The 19,859-nt window shown below is 65.2% G+C and carries 17 protein-coding genes; 8 read left to right on the top strand and 9 right to left on the bottom strand.

The annotated features are described in order from the left end of the window. The first annotated feature begins 48 nt into the window (after nt 1-48). Nucleotides 49-975 carry a peptidase gene (locus ABJO18_RS11830; protein ID WP_348506701.1) on the top strand — a complete coding sequence of 309 codons (927 nt, stop codon included), beginning with the start codon at nt 49-51 and terminating at the stop codon, nt 973-975. Nucleotides 976-1,030: 55 nt separating this feature from the next. Here the strand turns inward: ABJO18_RS11830 and ABJO18_RS11825 are convergent, their stop codons facing one another. After that, the gene (locus ABJO18_RS11825) at nt 1,031-1,621 is read right to left on the bottom strand and encodes a HupE/UreJ family protein (protein ID WP_348506699.1); all 591 of its coding nucleotides are present in this window, start codon (nt 1,619-1,621) and stop codon (nt 1,031-1,033) included. Nucleotides 1,622-1,775: 154 nt separating this feature from the next. On the opposite strand from ABJO18_RS11825, the gene kynA reads away from it, so the two are divergent. Further along, entirely contained in the window at nt 1,776-2,624 is an 849-nt protein-coding gene (gene kynA, locus ABJO18_RS11820) for a tryptophan 2,3-dioxygenase (protein ID WP_348506697.1), read from the top strand. 18 nt (nt 2,625-2,642) lie between these two features. Then, nucleotides 2,643-3,878 (top strand): kynureninase, encoded by a 1,236-nt coding sequence (gene kynU, locus ABJO18_RS11815; RefSeq protein ID WP_348506695.1) that lies wholly within the window; start codon nt 2,643-2,645, stop codon nt 3,876-3,878. A 189-nt stretch (nt 3,879-4,067) separates the two neighbouring features. Here kynU and ABJO18_RS11810 read toward each other — a convergent pair whose 3' ends face one another. Continuing rightward, a complete protein-coding gene (locus ABJO18_RS11810) occupies nt 4,068-5,156 on the bottom strand; it encodes a DUF2855 family protein (RefSeq protein ID WP_348506693.1) in 1,089 nt (362 codons plus the stop codon). Nucleotides 5,157-5,191: 35 nt separating this feature from the next. Here ABJO18_RS11810 and ABJO18_RS11805 point away from each other — a divergent pair, with 35 nt between their 5' ends. The 4 genes from ABJO18_RS11805 to ABJO18_RS11790 all read left to right on the top strand — a co-directional run bounded on the left by ABJO18_RS11805 (nt 5,192) and on the right by ABJO18_RS11790 (nt 9,357). Beyond that, nucleotides 5,192-5,866: a TetR/AcrR family transcriptional regulator gene (locus ABJO18_RS11805; protein WP_348506691.1), complete on the top strand. Its 675-nt coding sequence runs from the start codon at nt 5,192-5,194 to the stop codon at nt 5,864-5,866. A 107-nt stretch (nt 5,867-5,973) separates the two neighbouring features. Further along, a complete protein-coding gene (locus tag ABJO18_RS11800; protein ID WP_348506689.1) occupies nt 5,974-7,353 on the top strand; it encodes an L-serine ammonia-lyase in 1,380 nt (459 codons plus the stop codon). 117 nt (nt 7,354-7,470) lie between these two features. Continuing rightward, the gene (locus ABJO18_RS11795; protein ID WP_348506687.1) at nt 7,471-7,995 is read left to right on the top strand and encodes a hypothetical protein; all 525 of its coding nucleotides are present in this window, start codon (nt 7,471-7,473) and stop codon (nt 7,993-7,995) included. Nucleotides 7,996-8,292: 297 nt separating this feature from the next. Continuing rightward, entirely contained in the window at nt 8,293-9,357 is a 1,065-nt protein-coding gene (locus tag ABJO18_RS11790; RefSeq protein WP_348515924.1) for an ISAs1 family transposase, read from the top strand. Nucleotides 9,358-9,393: 36 nt separating this feature from the next. Here the strand turns inward: ABJO18_RS11790 and ABJO18_RS11785 are convergent, their stop codons facing one another. The 4 genes from ABJO18_RS11785 to ABJO18_RS11770 form a co-directional block, all read right to left on the bottom strand. Further along, complete coding sequence (locus tag ABJO18_RS11785) at nt 9,394-9,696, bottom strand: GNAT family N-acetyltransferase (RefSeq protein WP_348506790.1); 303 nt, start codon at nt 9,694-9,696, stop codon at nt 9,394-9,396. 16 nt (nt 9,697-9,712) lie between these two features. Continuing rightward, nucleotides 9,713-9,865, bottom strand: coding sequence for a hypothetical protein (locus tag ABJO18_RS11780; RefSeq protein ID WP_348506789.1), 153 nt, complete (start codon nt 9,863-9,865; stop codon nt 9,713-9,715). Between the two features lie 165 nt (nt 9,866-10,030). After that, entirely contained in the window at nt 10,031-13,762 is a 3,732-nt protein-coding gene (locus tag ABJO18_RS11775) for an autotransporter domain-containing protein (RefSeq protein ID WP_348515923.1), read from the bottom strand. Nucleotides 13,763-13,863: 101 nt separating this feature from the next. Beyond that, on the bottom strand, nt 13,864-15,234 hold the full coding sequence (locus ABJO18_RS11770; protein ID WP_348335935.1) for a HAMP domain-containing sensor histidine kinase: 1,371 nt from the start codon (nt 15,232-15,234) through the stop codon (nt 13,864-13,866). 94 nt (nt 15,235-15,328) lie between these two features. On the opposite strand from ABJO18_RS11770, the gene ABJO18_RS11765 reads away from it, so the two are divergent. Then, a complete protein-coding gene (locus ABJO18_RS11765; protein WP_348335934.1) occupies nt 15,329-15,967 on the top strand; it encodes a response regulator transcription factor in 639 nt (212 codons plus the stop codon). On the opposite strand, the gene ABJO18_RS11760 is transcribed toward ABJO18_RS11765, so the two are convergent. From ABJO18_RS11760 to ABJO18_RS11750, 3 genes are all read right to left on the bottom strand, one after another. After that, nucleotides 15,958-16,752 (bottom strand): metallophosphoesterase, encoded by a 795-nt coding sequence (locus ABJO18_RS11760; protein WP_348335933.1) that lies wholly within the window; start codon nt 16,750-16,752, stop codon nt 15,958-15,960. The genes ABJO18_RS11765 and ABJO18_RS11760 overlap by 10 nt on opposite strands. Next, a complete protein-coding gene (locus ABJO18_RS11755; protein WP_348335932.1) occupies nt 16,749-17,600 on the bottom strand; it encodes a diacylglycerol kinase family protein in 852 nt (283 codons plus the stop codon). Before ABJO18_RS11755 ends, ABJO18_RS11760 begins: the two co-directional genes overlap by 4 nt. Nucleotides 17,601-17,731: 131 nt before the next feature. Further along, nucleotides 17,732-19,813: an amidohydrolase family protein gene (locus tag ABJO18_RS11750; RefSeq protein ID WP_348335931.1), complete on the bottom strand. Its 2,082-nt coding sequence runs from the start codon at nt 19,811-19,813 to the stop codon at nt 17,732-17,734. Nucleotides 19,814-19,859 lie beyond the last annotated feature (46 nt).

The raw sequence follows: 19,859 nt of genomic DNA, 5'->3' as shown, positions 1-19,859 counted from the left end.
GCAGGCGCGACGGACTACCCTGTTACAACAGCAGACAGGGGGTTGCTCATGTTCCAGGATTTCCTTCGCCCGGCTGCCGCCGGAATCGCCGCCGCGCTGGTCTTCACGCCGGTGGTGTCAGCCCAGGACTACTCGCTTCAGCCGTCCTTCGGTTCGATCAACCTGTCCTCCGGCTTTTTGCCCGACCCGTATGAGCGGCGCCTGACCGCCGGCGGATCGATCCGGGCGCAGAACCGGTTTTCCAACTGCCGCGGCTATATCGCCAATGCACCGGACTTCTCGCTCTACTACACGGCCGGTTCGCAGGACCTCTTCATCAATGTCGACTCCGAGTCCGACACCACGCTGGTGGTGAACGGGCCGGACGGGCGCTGGTATTGCGACGATGACGGTGCCGATGCACCGTTCAACCCCCTCCTCCACTGGCAGACGCCCCAGTCGGGCCGCTATGACATCTGGGTCGGCACCTACTCATCGGGATCAGGCGTTCCGGCCACGCTGTTCATTTCGGAGCTCGGCGAAGCCACTGTGCGCGGCGGCCTCAACATGCAAAGCGCGAGCGGCGTCGATATCTCGGCGCCGGCCCGCTACAATGTCACCCTGAATGGCGGCTTCCTGCCGGATCCGGAACAGATCCACCTGCAGGCGGGCGGCAATATCCGCGCGGCCGACGCGATTTCCAGCCAGTGCCGCGGCTATGTCGATTACGCGCCGACGGTCCAGCTGACCTATAACGGCTCGGGCTCGCTGCACATCTATACCGACGGCAATGCCGACACGACGCTGGCGATCAATGCGCCGGACGGTCAGTGGTTCTGCAATGACGACGCCATCGGTACCGATGCCGGTATCAGCTTCACGGCCGGCACGCGCGGCGTCTACGACATCTATGTCGGGACCTACAGCTCCGGCCGGGCGGACACCACGCTGCGGATTTCCGAAATCCGGCTTGGTTACGCGCCAGGCGGGAAATAGCGCCGTCTTTCAGCTGATTGGAAGGGCGGCTTGAGGGCCGCCCTTTTCATGTGCGCTAGCCGGCGGCCAGCACCGTCCGCTCCAGCGTCCACCAGAGCGCGATCAGTGCAATGCCGACAGACACAATCCGCACCAGCCAGGGATACCAGGTGGCGTCGCGGAAGCGGTGCAGCGCGAGCCAGCAGCCGAGCACAATCGTCAACTGTCCCAATTCCACACCGACATTGAAGCTCAAGAGGGCCGGCACCAGTTGTCCGGCGGGCAGGCCGAGTTCGGAGAGCACGCCGGCAAAGCCGAGCCCGTGGAAGAGACCGAAAATGAAGACGACCAGCGGCCGCCAGCGGGTCATGTCCTTGAAGACCAGGTTCTCCACCGCGACGAAGGCGATCGACAGGGCGATGATCGGCTCGACGATCGAACCCGGCAGTGTCACCAGGCCCAGCGTTGCCAGGCCCAGGGTCAGCGTGTGGGCCACCGTGAAGGCCGAGATCTGCCAGACCAGCGGCTTCAGGCGGGTCGAGGCGAAAAACAGCGCCAGGACGAACAGGATATGGTCCAGCCCCTTGGGCAGGATGTGGGTATAGCCCAGCTGCAGATAGAGCCCGATCACGTCCCACACGGTCTGTTCGCTGACTTCGGCAAGCATGGCTGTCTCCCCCGGCATGATGCGCGCAGACGCTAGCCACACCCGCACCCCGCTTCAAGCGCGGCTCGCGGTTGGCGGCGAAGCAGGCTAGACCGGGGCAACACGAACAAGACGGCGGCCCGATCCGCCCGAAACGATCCGCGGGAGAGGCAGAATGAGCGAGCAATTCTCGTCCAGCGTGGACGTGTCCGGCGAGGACATCCACTGGGACTTCAAGGACGCCATGTCCTATGGCGGATATCTGGGGCTGGAGCGACTCCTCACCTCGCAGAAATGCCTGACCGAAGAGCATGACGAGATGCTGTTCATCGTCATCCACCAGGTCGGCGAGCTGTGGATGAAGCTGGTGCTGCACGAGACCGAGGGCGGGATCGCCCATCTGCAGCGTGACGAGGTCGGGCCGGCGCTGAAGATGTTTGCCCGCGTCAGCCGGATCCAGGAACAGCTGATCCATGCCTGGGACGTGCTCTCCACCATGACCCCGGCCGACTATCTCGCCTTCCGCGATGCGCTGGGCCAGAGCTCGGGCTTCCAGTCCTTCCAGTACCGCACGCTGGAATACCGGCTGGGCAACAAGAACGCCGCCCTCGCCCGCGTGCACAAGCACAATCCGCCGGCCCACAAGATGGTGACGCGGGCGCTGGAACTGCCTAGCCTGTGGGACGAGACCCTGCGCCTGCTCGCCCGCCGCGGCTATGCCATTCCGGCCGAGCTGGTCGAGCGTGACTGGACACAGCCCTATGCGCCGTCCGAAGCGGTCGAGGATGTCTGGCGCACCATCTATCGCGACAGCGAGACCCATTGGGAAGCCTATGAGCTGGGCGAGAAGCTGGTCGATCTGGAGCACAAGTTCCAGCAATGGCGCTTCAACCACATGAAGACGGTCGAGCGCATTATCGGCTATCGCAAGGGCACCGGCGGCACGTCGGGTGTGTCCTATCTCGTCAAGGCGCTGGACCTGCGCTTCTTCCCGGAAATCTGGACCGTGCGCACCACGCTCTGAAGCTTCACGAGGCCTCACATGAAAACGCTCGAAGACGTCCGCGCCCTCGATGCCGCCGACCCGCTGCGCAGTTTCCGCGACCGGTTCGACCTGCCCGACGGGGTGATCTATCTGGATGGCAATTCGCTGGGCGCCCGGCCCAAGACGGCCGCGGCGCGGATGGCCGATGTGGTCGAACGCGAATGGGGCCAGGACCTGATCCGCTCCTGGAACACCAATCACTGGATGGACATGCCGCGCCGGCTGGGCGGCAAGTTGGCCCCGCTGATCGGGGCGAAGCCGGAGGAGGTCGTTGTCGCCGATTCGACGTCCATCAATATTTTCAAGGCGCTGTCGGCCTGTATTCAATTGCAGCCCGAACGGTCCGTCATCCTGTCCGAGACCGGCAATTTCCCGACCAATGTCTACATGATGCAGGGTCTGGCCGCGGCCTCCGGCGGCCGGGTGGAACACAGGCTGGTTGCGACAGAGGACCTGGTCGATGCGCTCGACGAGACGGTCGCGGCGCTGCTGATCACCCAGGCCCACTACAAGACCGGCTATCTGCACGACATGCAGGCAATCACGCGCGCGGCCCAGGACAAGGGCGTGCTGGTGATCTGGGATCTGTGCCATTCGGCCGGCGCCCTGCCGATCGATCTGAATGGCTGCAATGCCGATTTCGCGGTGGGCTGCGGCTATAAATATCTCAATGGCGGACCGGGTGCCCCGGCTTTCATTTTCGTCGCCGAGCGTCACCAGGACCGCGTCATGCCGGTGCTCAGTGGCTGGCTTGGGCATGCAAGGCCATTTGATTTCAATGACATATATGAGCCGGCTGCCGGCATCGACCGGTTCAGATGTTCCTCGCCGAGCATCCTCGCAATGGCCTCATTGGAGTGCGGTCTGGACATCTTTGCGGATACACAGATGACCCATATCCGCACCAAATCTGTTGCATTGTGTGACCTTTTCATCGAGCAGATCGAAGCGCGTCTGGCCGGGCACGGCTTCACGCTGGCCAGCCCGCGCGACGCCTCGATCCGCGGCAGCCAGGTCTCCTTCACCCATGAACACGGCTATCCGATCGTCCAGGCGCTGATCGATCGCGGTGTGATCGGCGATTACCGCGATCCGGGCATCATGCGTTTCGGCTTCACCCCGCTTTATGTCAGCTACGAGGATGTGTGGCAGGCCGTTGAAATTCTGCAGGATATCATGGCCACGCAGGCGTGGGATAAGCCGCACTTCCACGCCCGTGCTGCCGTGACCTAGGCGGGGATAAGCTGCTGTTCCCATCGTCCTTCCCCTCGATGGGGAAGGTGGGCCGAGGCGCAGCCTCGGGTCGGAAGGGGTGAAGCCCGGTGTGAGCCTTCCAGGTGCGAAATGGCAGGCACCTTGCCCCCACCCCATCCACCACGCCTTCGGCGCGGTCCCCCTGCCCCATCGAGGGGCAGGAACACACTACAGCGCAATCACATGGCCGACCGCCGGATCGCCGCCATTGGCAGCAAGATCGGCAATGACGGCCTGGGCGCCGGCAAAACCGCTGGCTTCATCGAGGCTGACCCAGGCCGGGCTGGCGCTGTCGAGATGGGCGAAGAAGTCGGATTCGGCCTGGTTGTAGCGGCGGGTAACCTCGGCGGGTCCCCAGTCCTTGTTGCGCTTCTTGATCTGGTTGGGTGCGAAATAGAAGACCGGCTTGGGCCCGGGCAGATCCTGCTCGCCGATGAAATCGGTATTGGCGGCCGAGCCGGCAAAACAGTCATGCACGAGATTGTCGCCGAAATGCCGGTGGATGCGTTCGCGCAGCCCGTTATCGCCGGAAAAGTCGACATAGATGGCCGGTATGCCAGCATCGAGGCTTTCGACATCGCCATAGGCCACCACGCCGTCATAACAGCCCAGCCCTTCGACATAGGCCGCATTGCGCGGCGAGGTCAGACCGGTCGCCGGGATGCGGTCGGCGCCGAGGCAGAAGGCGGTGCCATAGGCGGTCTTGCTCGAGGCGCTTGAGATGATCAGCTGGCGCGCGCCGAAGAAATCATTGTCGACGAGATAGTCGGCCAGCATGAAAGAGGTGATGAAGAGCGGCCGGTAGAGCGCCTGGAAGGCCTCGCGCTCCGGCGCATAAACGGTATCGGCGCTGCAGCGCGTATACTGGTTATAGGCCGAGACCAGCGCCTGGCGGTGATCGGCGCCGTCATAGAAGCCGCGCTCGGAAATCCGCTCCGGCTTCATCACGACATGGCTGGCGATCGGGAAATAGCCATAGAAGCGCTCGCCGGCTTCCAGACCGGGGATATCCGAAGCGACGATATCGGCAAAACCCCAGACCGGCATATGGCCCCAGCCCTCCTGGCCGGTCGGGAAGAAATGCCAGTACTGCATGGCGTCGCCGAAGGCGGCATAGGTGATATTGTTGGTCGTCAGCGAGAAACGGTCGAGTTTCAGCACGATCTCGCCCGGCCCGGCCTGCGGTGCGGGACCGGTTTCCAGACGGGTGCTGCCAAGATCGCCCTTGTCGGTGAGAAGACGGGTATACTCGCTCATATCGGTCCTGCCGGTCGGGAAGTGGAAGATGTGCCATGAGTGATAGCAGGTCGCGGCCCGTACGGGGTTCGGATTTCTCGACCGCGCGCACGCCGTCGGCAGATGCCCTGCCCCGCCCGCGAAAACGCCCGGTCCAGGCGCGGGCCCGCTTCACCGTCCAGGCGATCTATGACGCCTATGTTCGGATTTGGCGGCGTGACGGTCCGGAGGCGCTGACCATGCGGGCGCTGGCGGATGAATCCGGTTTCGCCATCGGCACGATCTACGAGTATTTCCCCAACAAGGCGGCGCTGCACTCCGGCTATGTCCGCCATGTGATGGACGGTTTGCGCGCACGGATCCGCGAACAGATCGTCGAGGCCGGACACGGTCCCTGGCGCGAGCAACTGGCCCGCATGGTGGCGATCACCTGCGCCGCCGATGGCGATGCGGCCTTCTTCGACACCGACATGCACTATCTGGAAGCCCAGATTGCGGCGCCGGAACACCATCAGCGCTCCTTCGACGCGCTGGCCGATGTGTGGTGCGATGCCGTGGCGGGCTGGGAGGATCTGGTGCCGCAGCCGGCGCCGGAGCGCGTGCGCATGCTGATCTTCCTGGTCTGGAGCGCCATGCGCTATCGCCTGCTGGCCGACCCGGTGAAGACCGACGAGGCCCTCTGGCTCGCCGAGATCCGCGAAATCTGCGAACGCACCCTGGCACCGGCCTGACCGCACATTGCGGCAATGGCGAAACGGGGTTTCGCGTGCTCGTCAGGCCGACTAGTTTCGCGTCGCGCCGCTGATCAACCCCGCAGCGGTTTCAAGGAGTTCGCGCCATGCATTTCGGTGTCTTCGACCTGTTCAAGATCGGTGTCGGTCCCTCCAGCTCGCACACGGTCGGGCCGATGAAGGCGGCGAGAATCTTTGTCGAGCGCTGTCTGGCTGATGGCGCGTCTGTCGCGCGCCTGAAAACCGAGCTCTACGGTTCGCTCGCCCTGACCGGTCTGGGCCATGGCACCGATACGGCCGTGTTGCTGGGCCTTGAGGGCAGCGATCCGGCCAAGATCAATCCGGACACGATTCCGGACCGGCTGGCCCGTATCCGCAGCGAGAAGACGCTGAAACTGGCCAATGGCCAGCAAATCGCTTTCGAGGAAAAGGCCGATCTGGATTTTCGCGGCGATGTGCGCCTGCCCTTCCACTCCAACGCGCTGAAATTCTTTGCCTATGACCAGCATGGCGATGTCGTGCGCGAGGAGATCTGGTATTCGATCGGCGGCGGTTTCGTGATCGACGAGCACGAGGCCGGGCGCAATTCCGCGGCTGACGTAAAGGAGGGCGAACCCTTCCCCTTCAACTCCGCGGCCGAGCTGCTGGAGATCGGCGAACGCGAAGGCCTGTCCATCCACCGCATCATGCTGGCAAACGAGCGCACCTTCCTGCCCGAGGACACGATCCGCGCCGGCATTGAGGGCCTGTGGCGGGCGATGGAGGATTGTATCGATCGCGGCCTCACCGAGGACGGCGTGCTGCCCGGCGGGCTGGGCGTCAAGCGGCGCGCGCCCAAAATGCATCGCGATATCCTGGCCAATCCGGTCAGCCCGGAACAGGATCCCCTCGCCCCGATGGACTGGATCAATCTGTGGGCGATGGCGGTGAACGAGGAAAACGCCGCCGGCGGCCGCGTCGTCACCGCACCGACCAATGGCGCAGCCGGCATCATCCCCGCCGTGGCGCGCTATTTCGACAAGTATCACCGCGATCCCGACGACGAGGAGGCGCTGCAGCGCTTCTTCCTGACCGCCGCCGCGATCGGCTCGCTCTACAAGAAGAATGCCTCGATCTCCGGCGCCGAGGCCGGCTGTCAGGGCGAGGTCGGCGTGGCCTGTTCGATGGCGGCTGCGGCGCTGGCCGCCGCCATGGGCGCCAATAATCACCAGATCGAGGATGCCGCCGAGATCGGCATGGAGCACAATCTGGGCCTGACCTGCGATCCGGTCGGCGGTCTGGTGCAGATCCCCTGTATCGAGCGCAATGCCATCGGCGCCATCAAGGCGATCGACGCGGCGCGCCTTGCCCTGCGCGCCACCTCCGCCGACATGAAAGTCTCGCTCGACCAGGTCATCGAGACGATGCGCCAGACCGGCGAGGACATGCAGGAAAAGTACAAGGAGACCTCGAAAGGCGGTCTCGCGGTGAATGTCGTCTATTGCTGACGCGTGATTCGTTGTGAACGGGAATAATTTATAGTAGCATCATGCAACCCGGCCCGCTCCGGGTGTGTAGTTCGCATTCCCCCTCTTCTGACTGTCAGAAATGAAAAGGCGAACGAGATGACTTCTTCCCATTCCAACACCGTGACCCTCGAATCCGACCAGATCGAGAGCATCAGCTATATCGACGGTACCTTCGTGATCACCGACGGACAGCCCTATGAGTCAGGCCCGACGGCCAAGAACAAGGGCAAGGGCGTCTGGGAGATCACGGTCAATTGCGGCCGCAAGAAATCCGACGCCGTGGCCCAGAAATTCAACAGCCTGGCCGGCGGCGAGTATCATGAATACGCCCCCAAGGGCGGCGGCGGCACGCCGGACGAGCTGAACTTCATGTTCGGCGTCACCGTGGCCTTCTCCAATGCGGCGCCGATCACGCTCTATTTGGCCCAGGGTTCCTATTCCTCCACCAATAACTGGTGGATCGGCGGCCAGAACGTGATCAATGACGGCAAGCCCGACCTGGTGCTGATCTCCAACAATCTGCCCACCCAGGTGCTGCGCATGTCCGGCTCGACCTCGGAATTCGTCTTCGAGACCCTCGCCGCCGGCGCCAGGAAAGCCGCCCTCGCCAGCGCGGAATAGCGGCGAAGATCGCATACACGGCCGCCTCGCCAAGCGGGTGGCCGTGTTCCGCCCTCCTCACACCCTTTTCCCCGACCCTGTGCCCCGGCTCCCCCTTCTCCCACGGGGAGAAGGTGCCCCGCAGGGGCGGATGAGGGGGAAAGTCGAGTGCTGGCGCGTTGATCGCAAAGGCCGGTGTCTCCCCCCTCTCCCTCGATCCCTCTCCCCCTGGGAGAGCAGGGGAATCGCATATGAGATTTGAGGTTGCGTTGATTGGTGTTGCGGATTCGGTTGGTGTCTTGTTTTGGAGTGCTGCCGATGTTTTCCGAGCTTCCCGATCCGCGAGCGGCCAATGCCCGTCATCGCCTTTGTGACCTGCTGTTGATTGCGCTCGCCGCCAGTCTTTGCGGCGCACAAGGCGCGACGGACTACGCCCAGTTTGCGCGCTCCAAGCAGGCCCTGCTCGAAGAGGTGATCGGGCCGTTCGATCCGCCCAGCCACGATACGTTCAGCCGGGTCTTTCGCCTGCTCGAGCCGGCGGCGTTCGCCGAGGCGTTTGCGGCCTTCGCGCGCGGCTTTGCCGGAGCGCTCGAAGGGGTGGTGGCCATCGACGGCAAGGCGATGCGGCGGGCCTATGATGCGGGCGGCCGGGCTTGGCCGCCGATCGTGGTCAGCGCCTGGGCGGCCGACATGCGCCTGGTGCTGGGGTGCCTGACGGCCGGCCCGGCGGGCGATGGCGAGGCGGAGACGGCGATCCGGCTGATTGGCCTGCTCGATCTGGACGGGGCCACGGTCACCGCCGATGCGCTGCATTGCCATCGCCGCATGGCGGCGGCGATCCGGGCGAAGGGCGGCGATTATGCCCTGAGCCTCAAGGGCAATCGGCCAAGCCTCAAGCGGGAGGCCAGCGCCCTGTTGGACGCAGCCGGTGATGAAGCAGACCGGGCCGCCACCGACGAGATGGCCCATGGCCGCCGGGAGCAGCGTCGCGCCGTCGTCGTCGCCGCTGGAGCGATGGCGCAACGACACGATTTTGAAGGCCTCGCCGCGGTCGCAAGCGTGACCAGCCAGCGTGACGACGCGCCGCCACAGACACGGCTCTTCCTGCTCTCACGGCCGATGGGCGCCGCCGAGGTCCTGACCACGGTCAGGGCCCACTGGTCGGTCGAGAACACACTCCACTGGGGCCTCGACGTCACCTTCGCCGAAGATGGATCACGCGCCCGAAAAGACCATGCCCCGGCCAATATCGCCCTCATCACCCGCCTCGCCATGAGCCTCCTGCAGCGCATCGACGACCCCAAAACATCCATACGAAGACGCATGAAACGTTGCGCCTGGGAAAACGACTACCTCCTCAACGCCATCGCCCATATGCGATAGCCCTGCTCCCCGGGGAGAGGGAGGTGCGAAGGACAACTAGCGCTTCATGCCCTCGATGACGTCGTCCCAGTCGGGATGGCGTTCGGCCTGGGCTTTCAGGAAGGGGCAGAGCGGCACGATGGTGAATCCCTTTTCGCGTGCTTGCGCGACGACATGGCGCGCCAGGGCCGAGCCGACACCCATGCCTTTCAGACTGTCCGGAACGCCGGTGTGATCGACGATCACCCGCGTCGGGCTGATCCGGCTGAAGGTCATCTCGCCGGTGTCCGCCTGTCCGGCGACATGCGCGACATAGCGGCCCTTGGAGCCGTCTTCCTCAAGCGTGATTTCGATATCCATCTGCACGTCTCCCGTGTCAGCTCATAACCGGTTTCACCAGGGCGGCTTCCTTCATGTCCGGCGCCGACCGCACGGTCAGGTGCCCGGACGAGGTGAACCCCGTGGCAAAAAGCAGGCTGACCGTCAGCCCGAGAATGGCAAGTGACAAGACTAATCCCGTCCAGCGCATGGCGCCCTCCTGTTCGTGGCGCCGATATAGGCAGAGCCGGGCGGAGCGATTAGGGGGATAGTTGGAACAAATGTCCCGCGTCCGGGGCGATAATCCCGCTGCGCACGAAAAAGCACGGCCCGGCAATGCCGGACCGTGCTCCGTCTGTCCGCGAGGGCGTCGCGGTCAGAAACGCCAGTTGATCGCCAGGCTGAGGGCTGTGTCCTCATCCGTGTCGCGCCCGAAATCGCTGCGCGCGCGGGCCGAGATCGCGACCCGGTCGGAGGCATCGATATCGATGCCCAGGGCCAGCGAGGCAAAGCCGTCATCATGATGGCCGTCCAGCACGGCAAAGCCGGCCGAGGGCGCGCCGGCGAGGCTGGCGCTGGTCTGGCCGTCGCCCTCGGAGAGATCCTGTTCCCAGGTCAGCTGGCCGAAGAAGCGGGTCTTGCCGCCGCTGGCGAAACGGCCGCCGGCGCCCAGCAGGGTCCGGTCGTTTTCGCGCGCCGCCAGCGTGGCGTTGAACACGCCCGCACCGGTCTCGCTATAGCCGTCGATATCGGTATTGCCGTGACGCAGGCGCAGGACCGGGCCGAACACCGCAGCGCCGTCGACCAGGTCGGCACCGATGTCGAAGCCGGCATCGAACTGGTTCGCGTCCGTCGAGGCGGTGGCCCGCATCTCCGCCGCGCCCAGCAGGATGGAGCGGGTGAGGTCGTAGTCGAGCCGGCTGGCGCCGATATAGGCGCTGCCATAGAGCCATGACCCGGCATAACCGGCATAGGCGGCCAGCGACACGGATTCGCCCTGCACATGGGTTGTCGCGCTGTGGGCGGAATAATCCGAGAAGCCGGCATTGGCGCCGATCAGCCAGTTCTCGGCCGGTTCGAAATCGACCCCGGCGACGATGTGATGGCTTTCCAGATCCGTGGTGCCGTTGGGCAGGTCGGTCTCGCCCCAGCCGCCCTCGACGGAGAAATAGACGCCCGTGCGGTCATTGATCCGGTCCATCTGGCCGGAGCTTGCCGCCCGTGTGGCCGCCTGCAGCGCCGTGAGCACCTCGACGCTGCCGGCATTGGACGAGGCCAGCTGGATGGCGCTGCCGCCCGTGCCGGCCATGTCCATTCCGCCGCCATGACGGCCTTCGGCGAACAGCGCCATGCGCCCGGCGATGACATCGCCCATGGCGCGTGACAGGCCTTCACCCATCCGGTCCATGGCGAAGGTGTCGCCCGGATTGGCGGTCTGCAGCGCGGTTCGTAGTGCATCCTCGCTGGGCATGTAGTCCAGCGTGTTGACGAGATCGGCGAAGTCGCCGGACGGCACATCGTCGCCGGCGGCGGCGTCGAGCGCCGTGGCCAGCGCGCGCTGCTGGTCGGTCTGGGCGAACGCGGCATAGGCGCGGGCATCGATCTGGAGATAGGCCGAGTTTGCGGTCTGACCGAGTGAGAGCGAGAGGACGGGCGAGAGCTGCGGGTCGGCAACGGTGAGATCGCCGAGTGTCAGACCGCCTTCCGCCTCCAGGAAGGTGAAACGGCTGTTGCGGACGAGCGGGGCGTTGCCGCGCAGGAAGAGCGAGACCTCGCCGGCGACATTCGCAGAACCGAGCACATGGAGATAATCGGTCGCCGTGCCGTCGGTGGAGACGACGAAGAGGACATCGTCTGCCAGATAATCGCCCTCGATGATCAGCGATCCGCCGGGCGTGTCGCGGTCGAGGCTGTAGCCGGGCAGCAGCGTTCCGCCGAGCTGGTAGACGCCGAAGGGCGCGTAGATGATGCCGTCGCCCATGACCGTGCTGTCGGCGATCAGCAGTTCCAGCGTGTCCAGTATGCCGCCGACATAAAGCTCGCTGTCGGCAATGAAGGTCGAGCCGGAGGCGTCGTAGAGCACGCCGTTCGAGAAGATCGAGGTATAGCCGCCGAACTGGTTGAAGGAGGCGGTGTCGAAAATCCCGTCAATGCCGATCGAGCCGCCTTCGACCATCGTGCCCAGATAGTCGAAGAAGACGCCGGTCTCGGCCACCCACAGCGAACCGCCCGTCTGGTGCAACCAGTCGGTGGCCAGCTCGCCGGCGATGCGCACCGCTGCGCCGGTCAGGTTCATGCCGCCGGAATAATAGGGCGAGAAGTCGGTGTAGCTGCCGGTCTCGGCGATATCGAACAGGCCGCCATGCAGTTCCAGCGCCTGGCCGATGACATCGCCCTCGATGCGGATTTCGCCGCCGGTCATGCCGATCCCGGTGTCCAGCGCCAGCTGGCCGCCTTCCTCGACGATCAGGGTCGCGCCGTCGAAGACATAGACCGCATCGACGTATTCGTCCTGGGCGACCCGGGTGATGCCCGGCGCGTCCAGATAGACCTCGTAGATTTCCGGCACGATGTATTCGTCGGTGACGACGGTCGTGCCCGGTTCGGCGCGGTCGTTCTCCGGGATATCGCCATACTCCCAGTGCGCGGCGTCGTGCCAATAGCCGTCGCCGGCCAGGGCGTGGCGCTCGATAAAGGGATCGAGCCCCTCGATCCAGTCGATATATTCGGCGACCGGGATATAGGCGACCCAGGTGCCGTAACCGCCCAGCGGGCCGTAAGGGTTATTGCCGTTGGAGACGATACCGATCTGGATCAGGCCGTTGGCCGTGTCGGCAAAGAGCGGGCCGCCGCTATCGCCCTGGGCCGAGGAGACCTCGCCATCGATGGCACCGCCGCCCAGCAGGTTGATCCCGCCCGGGCCGTCGAAATCGACGAACAGGAAATTGCCGGGCTCGCCGGACAGGATGGGCGGCAGGGGTTCGCCGATCTCGTTGAAGAAATCGCCCCAGGTGCCGATCAGGTCGAGCGTGTTGACGCCATGGCGCCGGCGGCCGTCGATCGAGAGCTGACCGGTCTCGCCTGTGCCGAAACTGCCATAGCCTGCGAGCACGATACGGCTGCCGGCCGTAGTGTTGGCGCCGTCCGAGCCTTCCAGCGTGACCGGATCGGCGGCCAGCGAGGCGGTATCGAGCGTGATCACGGCGACATCGGCGCCGAACGTATCGGGATCATAGCTCTCGTGGATCGTCACGCTCATCGCGCCGAAATAGCCGGTCTGGCCTTCCGGATCGAAGGACACCTCGACACGGGTCACATCGCCGCCGGCAAAGCAGTGGGCGGCGGCGAGGACCTGGCGGCGATTGATCAGCGTGCCTGTGCACACCGAGGCGCCGCTCGTCGTCTCGACCGTGATCAGCACCACGTTGGAGAACTGGTTCTCCGTGTCGACAATGCCGTCGATCGTGGTGTCCGGGCCGGCGATGATGTGGGGCGCGACGGGCATGTCGCGGGCGAAGGCGAGGGGGCTGCCGGCCTGTGTGCTGGCGCCGGCCCCGCTGGCCGCCGACGCGGCATCGGGATCGGCCACGCATTTGAACCAGTTCCAGGGCAGAAGGCAGGCCGGATGGAGGTCGCCGTCGCGGCCGCCATTGTCCAGCATGAAACGCGACCCTGTTTGCTCGGCCTCGGCGCTCTGGCGGTTCGCCCGGTCCCAGGGCGCGCGGCCGGGCTCCAACTCGCCGTATTCATTGCGGTTGCAAAAGCTGAGCGGCTGGTTGCGCAGGCTGCCACGGGCTTCCGGCTCGGCAGAGGAAAAGGTGGAATAGCTCTGCGACAGGCACACGCCATGGGCGTCGCCATAGCCCTCCGGCACCACCCAGTAGAATTCCATCCAGATCCGGCGTTCGGGCTGCCAGGTCGTGTAGACGATGGTACCGCCTTCCGGCGGTGTGCCACGGGCGATGGGGCCGTCATCGGCCGGGTCGCCTTCGGTGTCGGCCAGGGCCGGGGCCATGAAGGCCAGACCGGCGCAGGTGGCCAGAAGCGTGTTGCGGAATGTATCGGTCAGCGACCGGCTGGCGGTCGAAAGGCATGTGTTGCGCGGCATGATTTCCCCCTGCGTCAGGCGGGGGATGCTTAGCCGGTGCACCGGACCGGTAGAATTCGACGATTATCGTAGACGGCCGGATTTCTTGTCCCGGCCGGTCGTTATGACCGGGCTGTCCGGCGCGCCGGACAGGTCAGCACGGCCATCACGCCATGCCCCGCCCGCGATGCGACACGCAGCTTCAGACCGCCATGCTCGGCCAGGCGGAAAACGATCTCCAGCCCCAGGCCGGAGCGCTTTCCGCTGCTCTTTTCACCGGCCTCTGGTGGCGCACCGCGGGCGGTCAGTTCGGTATCGCCGGCGGGCAGGCCCTTGCCATTGTCGGCGACAATGAGGTCGACGGTCTCGCCGCGGCGGCGAGCACCGATCACGATCCGGTCGCCGCCGGAATGGGCGATGGCGTTGGACACCAGATTGGCCAGGATGTGTTCGACAATGCCCGGGTCGGCATGGATATGGGCGCTCGAGCGGGCGGCTGTCAGCGCAATCTTCTTGTTCGAGGCGATCTCGTCAAAGGCCGAGACCAGCGTGCCGGCCAGCCGGGAGACCGGCAGGCGATCCGGGCTGACCGTGCGTTTGCGCGCATCCAGATGCGCCACTTCCAGGATCGAGGAGATCATGCGCGAGACATTGCGCGTCACCATTTGCTGGCTGCGGCTGACATCGAGGGCGGCCGCCGTGTCGCCGCGCTCGAGGAGTTCGGTCAGACGCGCTGCATTGAGGTCGAGGGCAAAGACCGGCTGGCGGATGTCATGACCGGTCGCGGCCAACAGGAAGGTGGTGAATTCATGCGCCCGTTCGGCGGCCTCCTTGGCCTCCTCATAGCGCCGCATGATGAAGTAGCGCCGTCGCGCGCGGATCGACAGCATGATCGCCATCACCCAGCCGAAGACGCAGCAGGAGACCATCATCACCGACTGGCCGAGCATCGGGTGTTCGGCGGTGTTCCACCACATCACGGTGAGGGTGAGATAGCTCACCGCATAGCCGGTGGCCGAGATCATGATCGCCCAGGGGAAATACGCGAGCGCGACGCCCAGAATGATGATGTGCAGCGACATCCAGAAACTGGTGAAGACCAGTACGTCGGAAATACCGTCCGGTGTGGTTTCCACTGCGGGATAGGCACAGGCGACCAGGGCTGCGGCCATGGTCGAGGTGATGACCCAGGCAAACACAAGCCGGCCGGCCCAGCCCTGCGGGTTGCGCGGCGCCGCGATCAGCATCCAGCCGCCTATGGTGACGCCGAGAATTCCGGCCACGATCCGGCTGGCGATCGTCGTTGCGAAGCGGTCCGTGCCCTGCAGGTAGGACAGGTCGATACTGGTCGAGATCAGCCAGGCGAGCGAGAAGGCGAGCAGGGTGATGCCGGCCTGCAGCCGGATTCCGCTCCAGCTTTCGGCCAGGAAGGCCTGTTCGAGCGCGGCGTCGGAAAAACGTCCGTCGATCCGGCGAATCTGCGGATAATCCATACTTTTCCAGACGCTAACGGTGTACAATGATCCCCTGCGTGAATGTGTACCGGTCGATGACGCGGGCTGGCAAGCGGGGATACAGGCCAACACCATGAGCAAGGTGGAAAATTCCAGGCGCGTCGTGGTGGTCGACGACCACGCCATCGTGCGCGAGGCGGTCGGCGGCACGATCGCCATGCAGGCGGGCTATGAGCTCGCCGGCTCGGCCGAGGATGGCGAGAGTGCCATTGCCCTTCTTCTGGAACAGCAACCCGATATCGCTGTCGTGGATTTCGCCCTGCCGGACATGACGGGGCTGGAAGTGATCGAACGCGTGCGCGAAGCCGGTTCGGACACGCGCTTCCTGTTGCTGACGGGCTCTCACATGGATGAGCGCGAGCGTGCGGCTTTGGCCGCCGTCGCGGACGGTTTCATGCACAAGGAAGCGGGGCGGGACAGCCTGCTGGCCGCGATCGACGCGGTGGCTGAAACGCCGCCGCACCGGCCCCTGAAACGTCAGCCCGATGCTGATGAAGAAGAGGGGGGCGTGCTCAAGGCCGGAAGCCTCACGGTGCGCGAGCGGGACGTGCTGCGCGAGATCGCGCGGGGGCATTCCGTCGACACGATTGCGGACAATCTGGCCGTCCGCGTCTCTACCGTCCGCAAGCACCGCGAGAATATCATGGCCAAGCTCGGGCTCAATTCCACGGCCCAGCTGGTGCGCGCCGCGATGCAGATCGGTCAGTACTGACCGTCACGCCGGGGCAGGACCCGGCTGTCCCGGACGATAAAGGCGGGCCGGTCCTCGTCTGCGATATGGTGCGTGACGCGGATCGTGTCTGCGGAAATGTCGAGCACGTTGAAGCCGGCCGGCTCGCCGCGCGTGCGGCGCGAGAATGTCGTGCCCGCGCCGACGAACCAGCAGGTGTGTGACGGCCCCTCGGCAGGGAGGGCGAAGGTCTCGTGCAGATGGCCGGTCAGCACCAGGTCGCAATGTTCGGCAATCGTGGTGACCGACGCGCCGGCCCGCGCGGTGCGGGCCCGGCCGCGGTTTCCGCCCGGTGCCAGGATGGGGTGATGACAGGTGAGCACCCGGATGTCGGCATCGCGCTCTGCCAGCAGGTCGAGTGCGCGGCCCAGGCTGGGCCGGCCGATGCGTCCCAGAGACCAGTCCGGCTGCCATTGCGCCCGCCGCGCCGTTCGAAGGCCTTCAATGTGCAGCGGCCCGTCTTCCAAGCTGGATGTCATGTGACGGCCCACCGAGCGCTCATAGCGCCGCCAGGGTGTGGTGAAGCGCCGGTGCAGCGCGCGCGAGGGCACATCATGATTGCCGGGAATACCGACAACGGGCGCCTCGAGGCGCCCGAGGAACCGCGCTGCGGTCTCGAACTCGCTCTTGCGGCCGCTCTGGGTGAAGTCCCCGGCGGCGATAACAGCATCGGGCCGGGAGGCGTTGCACAGGTCGACAAAGGCATCGACCAGATGTCTGTCCTCGGCACCGAAATGGAGGTCGGCGATCTGGAAAAGCTTGGTCATTCTGTCCAGTTCAGGAAGCGGATAGGGGTGTCGGAGCGCGAGATGGTGAGGTTGCGCGGCATGAAGACGGGTTCACCGTCGAGCATCAGGGCCAGTGGCTTGCGCGACCGGGCCTCGAGGCATTCCGTCCGGCCGCTGACGCCGGGCCGCTCGCCATCATGGATATCGGTCAGCAGGGTCAGGCCGGCCCAGGCGACATCGCCGATATTGCGCCAGTGCACGGCCACATAGGCCATGTCCTCGGCTTCACCGTCCAGGTCGACATAGATGCCGCTCGCCCGCTTGCGGTCGCGGTCGTCCCCGTCCAGCCAGTAGCGGATACGGGGCCGGAAAGCGTGACGCGCCGCCGCCGCGATCCGTCGTGACAGGGAGGGCAGGGGCGGAACGCCGTCGGCCTCGCGCACCATTTCGCGGGCCCGGGCGACCGTCGACGGGAAGCCCAACGCGGCCGCGACCAGAAAGATCTCGTCCCCGGCCAGTCCCGGCCGGAACGGTTTGATTTGTGTATCGTCGACCGTGTCGAGCATCTCGCTGGCGCTGCGGTGACCGTAGAGCCGGTGGACCAGCATGTTGGCCGTGCCCAGAGGCAGCGGCAGCAGCGGGCATTTGGCGCCATTGCGGTGCGCCATGCAGGCAACCGCCTGGATGGTGCCGTCACCGCCGGCAATGGCAATCCCGTCAAAACCCTGCGAATCCGCATCGCGGATACGGGCCTCGACATCGTTCTCGCCGAACTCCCAGACCGTATCGATCGCCGGGTGCGCTGTCAGTTCTTCGGCCAATGCATCGGCATCGCCGCGTACGAAACGCCCCGAGGTCCGGTTGATCACCAGTGCCAGCTTCGCCATCTACGTCCTCCTGAACATGTAACGCAGATATAGGGTGAGCGTTCCCGCGCACTGCAGGTTGCAGGCGCTGCTGGCGATGCGATGACCGTCCGGACCTCTTCCCGGCGCGGGAAGAGGTCCGGGCTAACCGGTCAGTTCGGAACGGCCACGCCGGGCAGTTCCGTGAAGGGTTCAATGCCGAATTCCGGATAGATTTCGGTCGGGTAGTAGAAGGTTCCATCGGACGAGACGAGCGAGATCGTCTTGATGTCGGCAAGGTCTTCCACCGGATTTCCGGGCACCAGGAAGAAGTCGGCCCGCATGCCCGGCGCGATCGAGCCGAGACGGTCGGCAACACCGAGATAATCGGCCATGCCATGGCTGGCCCAGGCCAGGATTTCAGCCGGGCTCATGCCGGCTGACTGGTAGAGTTCCAGCTCGCGATGATAGGCAAAGGCGCCGCCCAGATCGGTGCCGGGCACCATGAAGATGCCGCGCTCGTGCATCATGCGGATGGTTTCCTGGACCTGGTCGAAGGCGCCGGCGTAATTGGCGTCGTCCTCGGGCGTCGCGATATCGGCCCAGGCACTGCGGGCAGCGCGCTGGACGCCCACCGGCATGTGGTCGATATAGTCCACCGTGCCCGGCGAGACTTGGCCGTTGCGCGACAGCAGCAGGGCTTCGTGAATGGCCAGGGTGGGATCGATCGCCACACCGCGCTCCGCCATCGCATCCAGCGTCAACTGCACCGGCGCACTCTGCAGGTCGAGGGCGGGCAGGCGGCGCAGGGCCGTCAGGCGCAGCAGGGTGCGGGTATCCTCGCCGTCTTCCAGCACCCAGCCCAGCATGAGCTGGTTGATATGGGTCAGCTCGTCATAGCCGGCCGCGATCATGGCATCGGCGTTGGTGAAGGCCGGGACGTGGCCCGACACGCGCAGCCCGTTGGCGTGCGCTGTCTCGATCATCGCCGGCACCCAGTCCGGATTGATGGAGTTGTAGATCTTGATCTGGATGAAGTCGCCGGCCTCGGCATAGGTCTCGACGGCAGCGACGGCTTCCGCCTCGCTCTCGACGATGATGCCATTGTTGGAATTGTACTGGCTGCGGCCTTCGATGAAGCCGGAACGGAAGATGCGCGGGCCTGCGATCTCGCCGTCGCGGATGCGCTCGATCAGTTCGCCCAGGACTTCATTGTCATTGCCCATGTCACGGATCGAGGTGACGCCGGCAGCGATATTGAGGATCGCGTCGTCCTCGCCGACATGGCCGTGCATCTCGAACAGGCCGGGCACCAGCGTGCCGCCATTGCCGTCGATGATCACTTCGTTGTCGACAGGCTCGGCATCGAGCGGTTCGATGGCGGCAATCGTGTCGTCGACCACCACGACGGAGACCGGCTCGCCCAGGGTGGCGTTCACCGAGTCGAAGACCCGCACATTGCGGATCCGCACCGGCGCACCGTAATTGTGAGCGTAGCGCGACTGCATGTCCTCATAGCGCTGGGCGCCATAGTCCGTCGCGCGCTGGCGCAGGCGTTCGTCCTCGCCCTCGAACCCTTCGGCCAGCACCGAGAAACGCGGGCTGATGACGCCGAAGAAGGCCCGGCCATCCATCAGGAAATAGGTCGGATCGAGCGAGGTGCCGGACAGGGCATAGCTGGTCACCGTGCGCGTATCCGTGCCGTTGGAGACGTCCAGCGTTTCCATTTCGGCCAGGCGCAGCGTGCCGCCGGGGATGGCCGGCAGCGACATGTCCTCGCTGTCCATCAGGGCGCGGGCCGCGATGGCGAGCCAGTAGGGGCTGGCATTCTGGGGCACGTAGAAGGCCGGTTCTGCCGGGATGGCCTGGTCGGACCCGGTCGTGTCGGTCCAGCGGGCCTCGCTGTCGGCATATTCGAAGCTCTCATCGACCGGATTGCCGAAGGTCGTGGCGCCCTCGATCGTCCAGTTCAGCGGCATGCCGGCGCCGTCCAGTGTGATCTCTTCGGCCAGCGTCGGTCCGCGGCCATTATTGCGGTACTCATAGTCCAGCGAATAGCTGTCGCCGGACGGGGTGACCTCCAGCGCGCCGATCGCCGTTCCGCCGACCATGACGGTGAAGCGGGTCGCCTCGGCGGCCTGGGCGGCAGTTCCGGCAGCCTCTGTCGTCGCAGTCTCGGTGTCCGGTGCCGGGCTGCAGGCAAAAAGCGCAAAGGCTAGGCCGGCGGCCAGGGCCGGCTGTGTCGGCAAACGCATGATTTCCCCTCCTGGAAGACTCGTCGATTGTACCGGTATCACCCTG

Origin of the sequence: Maricaulis sp., assembly GCF_039978735.1 — a bacterium.
GTDB lineage: Bacteria > Pseudomonadota > Alphaproteobacteria > Caulobacterales > Maricaulaceae > Maricaulis.
Note: the sequence above shows the minus strand (reverse complement) of the source record. Positions and strands in the feature narration are given on the sequence as shown.